At 37.3% G+C, this 14,468-nt stretch carries 9 protein-coding genes and 1 pseudogene; 7 read left to right on the top strand and 3 right to left on the bottom strand.

Annotation, left to right across the window (positions count from 1 at the left end):
- The first annotated feature begins 70 nt into the window (after nt 1-70).
- Together QNH24_RS03695 and QNH24_RS03690 are read left to right on the top strand one after the other, a co-directional pair.
- A complete protein-coding gene (locus tag QNH24_RS03695; protein ID WP_283870807.1) occupies nt 71-706 on the top strand; it encodes a YigZ family protein in 636 nt (211 codons plus the stop codon).
- 147 nt (nt 707-853) lie between these two features.
- Nucleotides 854-1,912, top strand: a complete 1,059-nt coding sequence (locus tag QNH24_RS03690) for an LCP family protein (protein ID WP_283870806.1) — start codon at nt 854-856, stop codon at nt 1,910-1,912.
- A gap of 488 nt (nt 1,913-2,400) precedes the next feature.
- On the opposite strand, the gene QNH24_RS03685 is transcribed toward QNH24_RS03690, so the two are convergent.
- Complete coding sequence (locus tag QNH24_RS03685; RefSeq protein WP_283870805.1) at nt 2,401-3,480, bottom strand: glycosyltransferase family 4 protein; 1,080 nt, start codon at nt 3,478-3,480, stop codon at nt 2,401-2,403.
- 223 nt (nt 3,481-3,703) lie between these two features.
- On the opposite strand from QNH24_RS03685, the gene secA2 reads away from it, so the two are divergent.
- The 3 genes and pseudogenes from secA2 to QNH24_RS03670 form a co-directional block, all read left to right on the top strand.
- Complete coding sequence (secA2, locus tag QNH24_RS03680) at nt 3,704-6,070, top strand: accessory Sec system translocase SecA2 (protein WP_283870804.1); 2,367 nt, start codon at nt 3,704-3,706, stop codon at nt 6,068-6,070.
- A complete protein-coding gene (locus QNH24_RS03675; RefSeq protein ID WP_054770184.1) occupies nt 6,070-6,972 on the top strand; it encodes an accessory Sec system S-layer assembly protein in 903 nt (300 codons plus the stop codon). The genes secA2 and QNH24_RS03675 overlap by 1 nt, the downstream gene beginning before the upstream one ends.
- 690 nt (nt 6,973-7,662) lie before the next feature.
- Nucleotides 7,663-8,946: pseudogene (locus tag QNH24_RS03670) on the top strand (IS4 family transposase); the annotation flags it as partial.
- 501 nt (nt 8,947-9,447) lie between these two features.
- On the opposite strand, the gene QNH24_RS03665 reads toward QNH24_RS03670, so the two are convergent.
- The gene (locus tag QNH24_RS03665) at nt 9,448-10,362 is read right to left on the bottom strand and encodes a C40 family peptidase (protein WP_283870803.1); all 915 of its coding nucleotides are present in this window, start codon (nt 10,360-10,362) and stop codon (nt 9,448-9,450) included.
- A gap of 245 nt (nt 10,363-10,607) precedes the next feature.
- Between QNH24_RS03665 and brnQ the strand changes: the two genes are divergently transcribed.
- Nucleotides 10,608-11,927 (top strand): branched-chain amino acid transport system II carrier protein, encoded by a 1,320-nt coding sequence (gene brnQ / locus QNH24_RS03660; RefSeq protein ID WP_283870802.1) that lies wholly within the window; start codon nt 10,608-10,610, stop codon nt 11,925-11,927.
- 92 nt (nt 11,928-12,019) lie between these two features.
- Nucleotides 12,020-13,405, top strand: a complete 1,386-nt coding sequence (locus tag QNH24_RS03655; protein ID WP_283870801.1) for a S41 family peptidase — start codon at nt 12,020-12,022, stop codon at nt 13,403-13,405.
- 41 nt (nt 13,406-13,446) lie between these two features.
- Here the strand turns inward: QNH24_RS03655 and QNH24_RS03650 are convergent, their stop codons facing one another.
- Nucleotides 13,447-14,046: a TetR/AcrR family transcriptional regulator gene (locus QNH24_RS03650; RefSeq protein WP_283870800.1), complete on the bottom strand. Its 600-nt coding sequence runs from the start codon at nt 14,044-14,046 to the stop codon at nt 13,447-13,449.
- Between the last annotated feature and the right edge of the window lie 422 nt (nt 14,047-14,468).

Raw genomic sequence — 14,468 nt, 5'->3', positions numbered from 1 at the left:
GATAAAAATTAATGCTTTTTCTTCATGAAAATTATAGAATAAAACCCTAGATTAAAGGAGAATGTCACATATGAGAGAAAATTATTTAACTGTAAAAGGATATGGAGAAAGCGAAATTGTAATTTCTAAATCACGCTTCCTTACTTATATAGAACGTGCAGAAACGGAAGAGGATGCAATTTCTTTTATTGATCGCATAAAAAAATTGCACCATAATGCGACACATAATTGCTCTGCTTATCTAATTGGTGAGCATGATCATATTCAAAAAGCTAATGATGACGGGGAACCTAGTGGTACAGCTGGCGTCCCTATGTTAGAGGTCCTAAAGAAACAGGGCCTAAAGGATACAGTCGTTGTGGTTACACGTTACTTTGGAGGCATAAAACTTGGCGGTGGCGGTCTTATCCGTGCATACGGTAAAGCAACAACAGAAGGATTACTTGCTGCACAGGTCGTTGAGCGCAAACTTCATCATTTTATGAAAATTGCCATAGACTACACTTGGCTAGGTAAAGTAGAAAACGAAATTCGAGGTTCTTCGTATACGTTAGAAGAAATTCGATATTTGGAAGGCGTAGAAATTGTTGTATCTGTGCTAAAAGAAGAGGAAGAACAGTTCCGAAACTGGGTAACAGAAATGACAAATGGGCAGGCGAATATTTCTTTTGAAGAAGCTCGATTTATCGAATTTGTTGTGAAATAAATAGTTTTAATTGTCGAAAGCTTAATATCCATAGTATAATTTTAATATTGAGCTATTTTATCAATCATACATTCTTTTAGGTTCTTTGATAAAAACCTAGTTTCATCGCTCTATTATTCCCAAAATTCAGAGGAGAATATACTAAATATGAAAAATAGAATAAATAATAAAAACAAGAAGCGCTCTAAAACTTCTTTAATTATAAAAGTTGCCCTTCTTCTTGTGGCTAGTTTACTAATTTGCGCATCAGCTTATGGTGTCTATATCACAAAGCAAGCGGAGCATGCAGCAAATTCAGCACATGAAGAATTAGAGGGTCGAGATGTTTCTACACTACGAGAAGAAAAAGTAGAGCCTGTACATGATAATGTATCCATCTTGTTTGTTGGCGTGGATGATAGTGAAAATCGAGGTCAAGGTTCTGATAACTCTCGTTCCGATGCTCTTATTTTAGCAACACTAAACAATAAAACTAAAACGATTAAAATGTTAAGCATTCCTCGCGATTCATACGTTTTTATCCCAAAAGTAGGCTATGAGGATAAAATTACTCATGCTCATGCATACGGTGGCACACTGGCAACAATCGATACAGTAGAAAAGCTATTAAATGTTCCTATCGATTATTATGTTCGTATGAATTTTAATGCCTTTATCGATGTGGTGGATGCATTAGGTGGCATCGAAGCGGAAGTACCATATAAGCTACATGAAAAGGATGAATTCGACCGAAATTCTATTAATTTACAGCCTGGTCTACAGCATTTAAATGGTAGCCAAGCTCTAGCTCTAGCTAGAACACGTAAGCAGGATAGTGATATTGAACGTGGCAAACGTCAGCAAGAAATATTAACAGCCATTATCAATAAAGTTGCTTCTGTTAGCTCCATTACAAAATACGATGATGTTATAAGAGCACTTGGTGATAACATGAAGACCAATATGACATTTACTGAAATGAAATCATTCCTATCCTATTTAACACAAGGAAAACCGCGTATTGATACTTTAACATTAGATGGTGTTGATGATATGTCTACTGGTGTTTATTACTATCAATTAAATCAGCAATCGGTTGATGAAGTATCTGAAATACTTAACAACCATCTTGATGCCAATAAAACGTCCTCTAGTTTGACGAATAATGATCATGATAAAGTAAACGCAGCTGGAGATGAGGAAGCAGTTAATAGAAACGCCCAATAACTAAAATAGAAGCCTTTCCACGATGATTTTGTTTGTGGAAAGGCTTTTTATATGGGATACTTTTGTTTTGTGTCTATTAATTGTATTTCGCTATCTTGGGTTATAGGGGCTTTGATTTTGGCAATCTGAGCGATTTTCCCTACTACCTGAGCAATTCCCTACCACACCTGAGCCGTTTTCCTCGCTACCTGAGCAATTCCCTACCACACCTGAGCTGTTTTCCCCTCTGCCTGAGCAATTCCCTACCAACCTGAGCCGTTTCCCTCGCTACCTGATCAATTCCCTACCACACCTGAGCTGTTTTCCTCGCTACCTGAGCAATTCCCTACCACACCTGAGCCGTTTTTCCTCACAACTTAAGCATATAGCCCTTTCAGCAGTAACCTTACACACTCCCAAAACTACCCCTAATCAATTTCAACGTTAGACCTTCGCTGTTTTCAAACAAAAAAACAACCATACATAAACATGTATGATTGCTTAATATTTTATTTATTAAATATCCGAACAAAGTTCAGTAATGGTTTGTAGTTTTTCCCTGCTAGTCCAATGACTTCGACAAAGATTTCAAGAGCCGTTAAGATGACAGCGATTAGTAAAATAGCGCCCCATACTTTTGCCATGGAGAAAATGATGGCTGCTAAACCAAACATCATTGCAATTCCATAAATTATAAGCACTGTTTGGCGATGTGTGAAGCCCATATCCAGTAAACGGTGATGTAAGTGTGATTTATCTGGATCAGACCATTTCTTCTTCATCCGTACACGGCGAACAATTGCAAAGAATGTATCAGAAATTGGTACTCCCAAAATGATTACTGGAATAATTAAAGCCACGAATGCGACATTTTTAAATCCAAGTAATGCAAGGACAGAAATCATAAATCCAAGGAACAGCGCTCCTGTGTCACCCATAAAGATTTTGGCAGGGTGGAAATTATAAAATAAAAAGCCGAATGATGCTACCGCTAATATAGCCGCAAGAACCAAAACAAACATATTGCTCATAATAAAGGCCATGATTGCTAATGTTATAAGGGCAATCGTTGAAACACCTGCAGCTAGACCGTCTAAGCCATCGATTAAATTAATAGCATTTGTAATGCCGACAATCCATAAAATTGTTAAAGGAATACTTAGTAATCCAAAATCTAAAACTCCGACGAATGGTAGGTTAATTGTGTCAATTTGAATACCACCCACAAAAATAATGATAAGTGCTGCTGCAAGCTGACCTAGCATTTTGGCCTTTGCAGAAATCTCACGCATATCATCTATAACGCCTGTTGCTACAATAATACAGGCACCAATTATGATTGCCAATAAACTATATTTACTAACATTCCATGGTAGCACACCGTTTGAAGTTAAATAAGGATATAGTATGGCAACACCTATTAAAAAAGCAAGGAAAATTGCCAATCCGCCAAGTCTTGGCATAATTCGTGCATGGACTTTTCGATAGTTTGGTGCATCAACCGCACCTATTCTGAACGCTAATCGTTTAACTAGTGGAGTTAACAATATGGAAGCAACAAATGCTGCTATTAAAGACACGTAAATCATGTCTCTCCTCCTCAAAAAATAATCTACATTGGAATCCAAATTGATTATAGCACGAACCGGCAACGAAATATACTTTTTCTATTTATTTTCCACCAATTCACAAAAATTATTCTTACTTTTAGTATGGTAGATTACTGTATGTCAAATGTAGTCACCATTCGTAAAATTTGATAGAATAATGAAGTGTCTAGCATTTAGACAACCTAAAAGGAGCGTATATTTCATGTTCTCAATTTTTAAACGTAACGATGAGCAAACTAGTGCTCGTCAATTAAAACGCTACTATAAAATAGTAGATCAAATTAATAATCTTGAAGAAAAATATGTCAACAAGTCAGATGCAGAATTAAAAGAAATGACTGTTGTTTTCAAGAATCGTTTAGAACAAGGCGAACCGATTACATCAATCATCCCAGACGCATTTGCTGTTGTACGCGAAGCTTCAAAACGTGTATTAGGTATGCGTCATTTCGATGTACAACTTATTGGCGGCCTTGTTTTAACGGAAGGCAATATTGCAGAAATGCCTACAGGTGAAGGTAAAACGCTTGTCGCCTCCCTTCCTTCCTATGTACGTGCATTAGAAGGAAAAGGTGTTCATGTCATCACCGTGAATGATTATTTGGCGAAGCGTGACTATGAACTAGTTGGCCAAATTCATCGATACCTTGGCTTATCAGTTGGTTTAAACGTTCCAATGATGGAGCCAGATGCAAAAAAAGAAGCATATAATGCAGATATCACTTATGGAGTCGGGACTGAATTTGGTTTTGACTACTTACGTGACAACATGGCTCATAGCTTAGCAGAGAAAGTTCAACGTCCTTATCACTTTGCCATTATTGATGAAGTAGATAGTGTACTAATTGATGAGGCAAAAACGCCACTCATTATTGCTGGAAAAATGGCTGCGAATGATGAACTACATCGTATTGCCTCTATGCTTGCGAAACGTTTCAAAGCTGAAGTAGATTATGACTTTGATGATGAAACAAAGGCTACTTCATTAACAGACAAGGGCATTGAGAAGGTTGAGGCAGCCTTCAATGTTGAGAATTTATATGATCTTGAACACCAAACACTTTATCATTATGTTATCCAAGCTGTGCGTGCTCATGTCATGTTCAAGCGTGATGTTGATTACATTGTTAAAGATGACAAAATCGAGCTTGTAGATATGTTCACTGGTCGTATTTTAGAAGGTCGCTCGCTTTCGGATGGCTTACATCAGGCCATTGAAGCGAAAGAAGGTGTGACGATTACTGAAGAAAACAAAGCACAAGCACAAATAACGATTCAAAACTATTTCCGCATGTATCCGAAGCTTTCTGGGATGACGGGTACGGCGAAAACACAAGAAAAAGAAATACGAGAAGTGTACGGCATGGAAGTTATTCAAATTCCTACAAACCGTCCACGCCAACGTGTCGATAAGCCTGATATTATATTTAGCACACAAGAAGCGAAATATAAGTACGTGGCAGCTGAAGCAAAACAACGCCATGAGAAGGGACAACCTGTCTTAATTGGTACAACATCTATTTTACAGTCTGAAACAGTTGCTGATTACTTGAAAAAAGAAGGCTTATCATTCCAATTGCTGAACGCAAAAACAGTTGAGCAAGAGGTTGAACTTATTTCTCAAGCAGGTCAAAAAGGACGTATTACAGTAGCGACAAATATGGCCGGACGTGGTACAGATATTGTGCTAGGTGAAGAAGTACATGAGCTTGGCGGCTTATATGTTATCGGTACTGAAAAGCATGAAAGCCGTCGTGTAGATAATCAGCTTCGTGGTCGCTCAGGTCGTCAAGGTGATGTTGGTGAAAGCCGCTTCATTCTCTCTATTGAAGATGATATGTTCCGACGTTACGCAAAAGAAGAGGTTGAAAAATTCTCTGCAAAAATGGTTGTTGATGAAAAAGGGATTATCCAAAACAAAGATGTACAAGAGCTTATTAACCGCACACAACGAATTGTTGAAGGCTCCCAATACGGAATGCGAGAATACAATTTAAAATTGGATGATGTTATTAATGATCAGCGCACAGTTATTTACGGTCTACGTGACAAAATTTTAGCTGGCGAGGATTTATTAGAGCAATTGAAGCAAATGTTCTACGAAACAGTAGATTTTGCAGTACGTGATGCTTCACCAGAGGAATTACCTTCAACTGAATGGGATTATGATAGTATGGAAAAAACATTAAACAGTCTATTCCTTACACCTATCACAATCGATAGAGAGGTTGGAAAGGTGATCCCAATTTTAGATTCACTACAAAAACCTGTAGATGAGCTAACAGCAAAAATGGAAAAATTCGCAGAAAACGACCGAGTTATTGCAATCATTCCTCAAGTAATGCTGAGTTATTTAGATAGTGGCTGGGTAAAACATTTAGAGGCAATGGCACACTTAAAAGAAGGTATTGGTTTACGCCATTACCAACAAGAAGATCCTATGCGTATCTACCAGCGTGAAGGTTTAGAGCTATTCGCTAAAAACTTCCAAGAATTGCGTCGTTCTATAATTATTGAAATCACAGGCTTTATGAAAATGATTGAAGCTGAACAGGAGGTACAACAATAATGGGTCTATTCTCATTCTTTAAAAAGTCCGATAAGCTTGGACAAGAAAATACAATTGATTCTAAAGATTTACTAGAAAATATTAAGGTAGAAAATACGGACGATGATCGAGATGTTGAAACGAAATTGTCATTTCATCCAGATTGGGATGTTCCGCAAGAGCAGAAATATATCTTTAACTTCCTAGCAAATGAGCTGGAGCCGCTAAAGCCTAACCAATTATCTCTTTCTTCTATTAGTATTGATCCAGACCCACGTACTGGGAAATGGTTAGTACGTGCATTTTTCCGCTCTTCATTAGCTGAAGAAATTGAGCTAGGTGAAATTGAGCTATTCATCATGGATAAAAATGATGAGCTAGTAGCAACGAAAAGATTCGACTTTAAGGCACTGGGTACAATCCCTGCTGAAAGTGCTCGCCCATGGGTATTTGAATTTGAAAAATCAACAATTAAAGTCGATGAAATACCTGAAGAAGGCTGGAAATTAGCTTTTAATCTAGTATCATTACGTGAACATCAGCTAGAATTAGACCCAACATGGGAAAAACAATTGCCAGATGCACAAAAAGAAGAGCTTGCTAAAATCGTCAAAACATTGCCAAAGCTAGGCGAAACAGAAGTCAATTTTACTGGACTCCAAGCCAAGTTTGCTAACAACGGAAGTTTAAACGTCTCTATCTTTATTCGTAATGGCCATAGTAAAGCTATTAATCTTGAACAGCTTCCTTTAGAAATAATTGATGCCAGAGGTAAACAAATCGCTAAAGGCTCCTTTAATATGGACCCTGTTTTAACTGTTCAGCCTAACTCTACAAAGCCATGGACATTCATTTTCCCACCACAACTAGTCAATCCAAAAGGTGCAGATCTTTCTCGCTGGACAGCACGCGTAACGCAATAAAAAGCAAAAAACCTCTTATTCTTTCAGCAAAGAATAAGAGGTTTCATAGTGTTGAAAAACTAAATGGTCAAGGGACTCTTTGTGAATATTTAGTCAAAATGGAGGTGATTTCCGTTCCAGGCTACTCGCTTTCCTGTGGGCGAGCGACGAGCCGCTTCCTGCGCTGACGCTCCGTGCAGGGTCTCGTCTGTCCCGCTATCCCACGGGAGTCGAGTAGCCTTGCACTCCAATCTGCAATAGTGTAGAACTTTAAATATTTTCTTCCTTCAAAAGTAAAGTAAAAGCATATTACTCACCAACATTAAATGGATAGAGTAGTAGTACAATTCTATAGCTGTCAACCTACATTTTGTGCATAAAACTACTTTATAAATAAACATAAAGCCACTTATTGCTGACATATTGCTTTCGCATAGAAAAATGTTATCAGCTTCATTTTTGCATAAAATAGTGATGGCTAAGACTTCAATTTATCATTATACATTTATGTGAAATGCCAATGAAAATACTATGAGCAATGGTTGATTGGAGTGTAGACTGAGTGACCATATGCGTCAAGTTAAGGATAATAAGATTACATGACTTCGTTTGGTGGTAAAGAAAAGTACAACCACTAACATGAGGAGGAATGTAGGATGAAACCGACACATGCACCCTATTCTTTAAAGCAGCTGTTCTCGGTATTGTCGCCCAAAAGAACTTCATCAGATTGCTAAAACAACTAACTTTATACAAAGAACAAGAAAATTAACTCTTTCTGCCTTCATGAAGCTTCTCTTTGAACAAACAAAAGGCTTATCACAACCTTCTCTCACGACCCTTTGCACGCATTTGACTAAGCAACAGGTCTACATGACGAAAGAAGGGCTAAATCAACGATTCAATGAAAAGACTGTGTACTTTCTTCGAACCATTTTTCAATGCTTGTTTGCTCAACAATCGACGCTGTCATTGGCCAAGATGCCAATTAAGACCCACTATCCTTTGACACGGATACGCATTCTTGATGGCACGTCGATTAAATTACCAGCTACTTGTATCTCTACCTATCCTAGTACAGTTGGAGCAGGCATAAAATTTCAAATGGAGTTTGATTACCTCACAGGAAGTTTCACATATATCGAACTACAAGCTGGTAAGGCAGGCGATTGCCCCTCTGGTATGAAGCGTTTAGAGACAGTTGAGAAAGGCGATTTACTGTTACAAGATCTTGGTTACTTTCAATATAAACTGTTTCAAAAAATCGATGAAAAAGAAGCATTTTATATTTCGCGTGCACGTGTGGATACTACTTATTTTGAAGATCATCCCCATCCTCCTCGACATCCCGATGGACGTATTCGAAAGATGTATGCTTATGAACGGCTAGATTTAGAAAATGAGTGGCCAACATTGAAACGTGGGGAAATGCGCGAATTTCCACGTGTATATTTGGGGAAAGAGGAAAAATTACCAACGCGCTTGATTCTCTATCGCTTCACTAAAAAAGAACAACAACGACAAGAATATCGAATTAAACGACGTGCTCAAACTAAGCCTGGTCAAATTAAGCAAAAATCCAAAGCATTATCAGGCATTTCTACCTTAATTACGAATCTACCTCAAGAAATTACGGCTAAAGAAGTTGTACAACTGTATCGGTATCGTTGGCAAATTGAATTATTATTCAAAACATGGAAAAGTGATTTCAAGGCGTCCTACTTTCGAAAAATGAAACAGGCAAGATGGGAATGCCACCTCTATGCAGAACTAATTATTCTCTTAATTAGTACTTTATTTTCCTATCAATTTCGTTTTTACTTTTGGCAGGAGAAACAAATTATTCTGAGTGAACGACTAACCATGCGAGCAATCCAACCAAAAATAGGGATACTTTGGCGCGCTCGTGATCAACCGAGCTGGCAAAGTACCCTACAAGAAATTGAACGCATCCTGTTTGCGATTGGACGAAAGCGCACCACCCACAAACCCTAAGCGGTTGGAAAGATGAGATTTCAACAAATACGCATTTTTCCGAAAGGGGAAATGTGTATTTCGTGATGCTCTTTCGTTCAGGATACTTTTTATTTTCCCTGTTTCTCAAAAATGAAACCCTTTTAAGAAAAGAGGTACCACTAATGGCGGTTGATAGATGGAGAGTAGAAAAGTAATCTTGCTTAACTTGACGCATATGGACTGAGTGACTCCTTGGGGATTCAGCGTCACAGAGGAGACCCTGGAGCGAGCATGCGAGTGAAGCGGCTCATCGGACGCCCCCAGGAAGCTCTGCTCTGCGCGAAAGCGAAGCGTCAGCGGCAAATGTTTTCTGTAGCGAAAGCAAAGCGACAGCTACAAAGCACTCAGTCGGAACGGAGATCAACCCCTCGTTTTGAAAAAGGGCATATTTTTTAATTTGTCACCTTGATTTCATTGACATAATAGTATTTCAACAACATGAAACCTCTTATTCTTTCAGCAAAGAATAAGAGGATTTTTTTACTTCAATAGATCAAATCGTTTATAAGCGACCAATCTGCTTGACCAGTAAGAGTATGTCACATCAGAAATTTCAACTCCATCTGTTCCTGCATGGACAAATTTATTATTCCCAAGATAAATACCCATATGGGATATTCCTTCTTTATATGTGTTCTCAAAAAATACTAAATCTCCAGCTACTGGGGTCTTTACATGTGATGTATTTCCATAAAAATACCCTTCACTACTATCTCTTCCAATTTTCAACCCACTTTGATTAAAGGCATAGAAAATAAAGCCACTACAGTCAAGCCCCTCAGGAGTATTACCACCGTAAAGATAGGGTGTCCCTACCAACAAATTAGCTACCTCAATTGTTTTCTTATAGATAGCTTGTCCACCTAATGTTGGATCCTTTGTCGTTACCTTTGAAGGCGTTCCCGTATTTGAAGTCACATTATTATGTATTGTTTCACCCTCAGGGATGGATGCAACAGGAGACACCTTTAATACTTGTCCAATGTAAATAGCATCTGTTGTTAATTCGTTCCAATCCTTTAGCTCTTTTAATGTCACATTATATTGCTTAGCAATTTTGGATAATGTGTCACCTTTAACGACCGTGTAGGAAGTACTAATAGGCTTTGATGGTGTTACTGGTTTTGTTGTCGATGTCGATGGATTTGATGGTTTCACTTCTTGATTCGAAGGTTGCTTTGTAACCTCTAGTTTTTGGGCTACATAAATCGTATCCTTCGTTAGATTATTCCATGTTTTGATATCTTGTATCGTTACTTGATGGTTTTGGGCGATTTTAGATAGGGTATCCCCTTTTTGTACAGTATAAGTTGCTGCTTCTGCAGTCTGTAATGCGAAAAATGAAGTAGCGATAGTACTTAAAGCAAGGATTCTCCACTTTTTTGATTTTTGCATACCCAATTGCCTCCGTTCATGCTAAAATAATTCCTTGTGTGTCTATCATACTAGATATTTAATTGTTCAGAAATCGGAAATACTGACTATTTTTCAAACAATCTATCAAACTTATAGGAAATGACAGATTCCGACTATATTACAATAGTATTATAATTGCAAGATTAGACTTCATATGGTAACATACACTTCTGTATTTAAAATTTTTAGAAAGTTTTATTAATTTTAAAGGAGTTTTAAATTTTATGAAAAACATCATGCTTTTCATCAAAGAAAATTTAGCAGTAGGATTACTTCTATTTGCCTTGTTCTTAGGAGCTGGGAATATAATTTTTCCACCGTTATTAGGTCAACAGGCTGGAGAGCATATCCTAACAGCAATGATTGGATTTTTAATAACAGGTGTTGGTTTACCTTTACTTGCAATAGTAGCTGTAGCAAAAGCGGGTGGCGACTTGCAATTGCTCGCTAACCGTGTGAGCCCTACATTTGGCATTATTTTTACGTCCATTGTTTATTTAGCGATTGGACCATTTTTCGCTGTTCCACGGACAGGATCCGTATCGTATGAAATAGGGATTGTCCCTTTTCTTTCAGAAGGAGCAACAGATCATTGGGCACCGCTATTCATTACCTCTGTCTTATTTTTTGCTTTAATACTCTATTTAGCCATCAATCCTTCAAAGCTTGTAGATCGAGTAGGTAAAATACTAACACCAGCACTCTTGGCTGTTATTTTATTATTAGCAGTTAAAAGCTTTATTTCGCCAATGGGTGAAGCAGGCAATGCTGTTGGAAAATACACAGTAACCCCTTTTGCTGAAGGCTTTGTACAAGGTTATTTAACAATGGATGTACTAAGTGCGCTTGTTTTCGGTATCGTTATCTTACAAGCATTGCAGGGCATGGGTATGTACGATAGAAGAAAGCAGGTCAATACAACAGTATTTGCAGGCGTTGTAGCTGCTCTTGGTTTATCATTTGTTTACATCTCACTTGGCCATATTGGAAACACCAGTATTGATGCAATCGGCGCCTTAGATAATGGCGGAAATATTATTGCAAAATCAGCAGAAGCACTATTTGGCAGATTAGGAAACGTAATTCTATCTATTACTATTTTACTAGCCTGTATATCGACAGCGGTAGGTTTACTTACTGCAAATGCTCAATATTTTAACAAGTTATTCCCAAGAATCTCATATAAAACATTCCTAATTGTTTTCACTATTTTTAGTACAGCAATTACAAACGTTGGTCTTTCCACAATTATTAGTGCATCTCTGCCAGTTTTATTAATGATCTATCCATTGGCAATGGTGTTAATGGTATTATCACTTTTCGATAACTTCTTTAAAGGTGGACAAATTGTTTACATTCTAGCATTAATTCCAACATTTTTTGTTAGCTTGTATGATGGTTTCAAGGAAATGGATATAAAAATATCACTATACGAGAGAATCTTAAAAATTCTACCTTTGTATGAGCAAAATCTTGGATGGCTTGTACCCGCATTAATAGGTGCTTTTATTGGTTTAATAATTCATAAAATTCTTAAAAAATAGAATCTCTCTCCCGTACTACTAAAATGCCTCTTTCCTATTCGCGGTTATATGGAAATTCATGTATACTAATAGTATTAGAAAAGAGGTGTCCAATGAAAAAAATAGTGTGGTCTTTCATATTTATGCTAAGTTTTTTCATCATTCCATTTGCCAACACGCAAGCCGCTAGCAATGAACAACCGCTTGTCAAGGAAATCAAAGAAATTATTAAAGAAAATTATGTTGGTACGATTAAAGGTGATTTGCAAAACGCAAAAACAATTCCCGAAATGATTGATATGTTAGACCCTTATTCCACGTATTTTACGAAACAGGAATTTGAAGAATTTATGAATAGCATTAACCTAGCAACAATTGGTATTGGCGTTATCATTGAGGAACATGAGGATGGTATTCATATTTTACAGGTAATTGACAATAGTGGTGCTTCTGATGCTGGCGTTATCGCTGGTGACATCATTACTGAAATTAACGGTCAATCTATCGTAGGACGCTCTACCCAAGAAGCCTCATCCCTATTAGTTGGCGATGAAGGTACTAAGGTCGATATCACATTACAAAATGCAGATGGCAAGACTTCCACAAAATCTATTACAAGAAAAAAATTCACCCTACCGAATGTGGAATCGGAATTATTATTCGGAGATGTTGGTTATATTGCCATGTCTTCTTTCTCAGAGGACGGGGCTAAACTTGTAAAAGATGCACTTATTCAATTAAAGCAGCGTGGTGCAACTTCCTTTATTTTAGATTTACAAAACAATGGTGGTGGCTATGTAGAAACGGCCGAGGAAATTACGGGCCTTTTCTCAAATGCAAAAATCGCCTATTTACTTGAGGAAGCACATGCCTCTTATGAAGTTCGAGCAGTCCGCCAAAACGAAAAGTTTCCTGCTAATACACGTATTTTAGTTAATCGTTATAGTGCAAGTGCTTCTGAGATGTTAGCCGCTTCTTTACAAGATCAACAAGCTGTTATTTTGTATGGGGAAACAACCTATGGAAAAGGAGCTATGCAAGGCTTTTTTGAACTTCACGATGGTAGCTATTTAAAGCTAACTGTAGGGAAATTTACAGGTCCCTTAGGTCAAACAATAAATGAAGTAGGGGTCAAGCCAAACATCACGACAAAGACAGCACCTATTTTCCAGGCTCATTATGACGCACTAAAGGAACAATATAAGGATTACAAAGAGCTTACAGGCTTAAAAAATGTAGCAAATACTAAAACATTTACGGTGAAATTTTCACAAGCGCTCACATCTAAAATCGCTGATGGCAGTGTACAACTTGTTGCTTTAGGTGGTGATGAGGTACCGACCAACACTAAGGTTGATGGCCATTCATTACTTGTGACGCCATCCCAACCACTAAACAGCGGACAAGAATATATGCTTCTTGTACATCCATCTGTTCAGCAACAAACAGGCAGTAAGCTTCAAAAAGGTATATACTTGCATATTTCAGTGAAAAACTAAAAAATCCGCCTCATCTCTTTTTATAGATGAGGCGAATTTTTTTATGTATTTCCAGAATAATCTCTCAAAAAATATAAATGAATCACATCTTTTGCTAAATCAACTGGCTGTTTTTTTTGTTCAAACAAATGGGTGACTATTAACCGCTCTAAAGACCCCACAAAACTATCTACCATTATTAGACTATCAACTCTATAAGATTGTAATATATGCATACAATCATGTAGATTTATAAGATGAAGAAAATGCTCTGAAAGTTGAGATTTAACTAAATGTGACTGGGTCGATTCTAAAAAGCCTATTTTCGTTAAAGTTGGATTTTCGATTATGTAGATGAAGAGCAGCGTTATTTTTTGTTCTAATGCTCTTATAAAGCCTGCGAATCCCTTTTCAACTTGCTCTGATGATTTATTCATGATTTGATCAAATTCATACAAAAATCTTCTATTCAGATCGTTATAGAGAGAATCCTTACTTTCAAAATATAAATAAAAAGTAGGCTGTGTGACATTCGCTGCTTTTACAATATCACTTATTTTTGTCTCATGATAACCTTTCATAGAAAATAGCTCCATCGCTTTTTCAAGCAATAATTGTTTACTCCGTTCACCATTCGAATTAATCTTTCTACCTCTTGCCATGCTTTCCACCTTATCTTTATTTGTATAGATATATTCTTTGAGCAATATTACATATATGCCCTATTTTAAATACAAACTTCTTTGAATGTTCGCAAAATATCCGTGACACTGGATCAATTTCGCCTTGGCGTAATTGCGTCCGGATTTTGAATTGTGCGCGCACAATTCATTCCTTTGAAAATCCGTGACATCCGCCGGAGGCTTTATCTTCATTCAGTAGGTGTTTGGTCATCCACTGAAAAGGAAACAAAACCGCATTCATCTCACCACCTGAAGAGGTGGGTGTCTTCTGCTGAATGGAGATAAAATTAATTATAATACAGACCCTATTTTTTTACTATAAAACATTATGAATATGACAATTTTTTAGAACACTGATTAACAAATATAGAGGATAAGGTTTTTAATAAAGATCGAAACAA

Source organism: Lysinibacillus pakistanensis, from assembly GCF_030123245.1.
Lineage (GTDB): Bacteria > Bacillota > Bacilli > Bacillales_A > Planococcaceae > Lysinibacillus > Lysinibacillus pakistanensis.
Note: the sequence above shows the minus strand (reverse complement) of the source record. Positions and strands in the feature narration are given on the sequence as shown.

Coding starts and splice junctions, on each gene's coding strand:
- QNH24_RS03695 (WP_283870807.1), top strand. CDS start 71: ATGAGAGAAAATTATTTAACTGTAAAAGGATATGGAGAAAGCGAAATT.
- QNH24_RS03690 (WP_283870806.1), top strand. CDS start 854: ATGAAAAATAGAATAAATAATAAAAACAAGAAGCGCTCTAAAACTTCT.
- QNH24_RS03685 (WP_283870805.1), bottom strand. CDS start 3,480: ATGATTTACGTGTCTTTAATAGCAGCATTTGTTGCTTCCATATTGTTA.
- secA2 (WP_283870804.1), top strand. CDS start 3,704: ATGTTCTCAATTTTTAAACGTAACGATGAGCAAACTAGTGCTCGTCAA.
- QNH24_RS03675 (WP_054770184.1), top strand. CDS start 6,070: ATGGGTCTATTCTCATTCTTTAAAAAGTCCGATAAGCTTGGACAAGAA.
- QNH24_RS03665 (WP_283870803.1), bottom strand. CDS start 10,362: ATGCAAAAATCAAAAAAGTGGAGAATCCTTGCTTTAAGTACTATCGCT.
- brnQ (WP_283870802.1), top strand. CDS start 10,608: ATGAAAAACATCATGCTTTTCATCAAAGAAAATTTAGCAGTAGGATTA.
- QNH24_RS03655 (WP_283870801.1), top strand. CDS start 12,020: ATGAAAAAAATAGTGTGGTCTTTCATATTTATGCTAAGTTTTTTCATC.
- QNH24_RS03650 (WP_283870800.1), bottom strand. CDS start 14,046: ATGGCAAGAGGTAGAAAGATTAATTCGAATGGTGAACGGAGTAAACAA.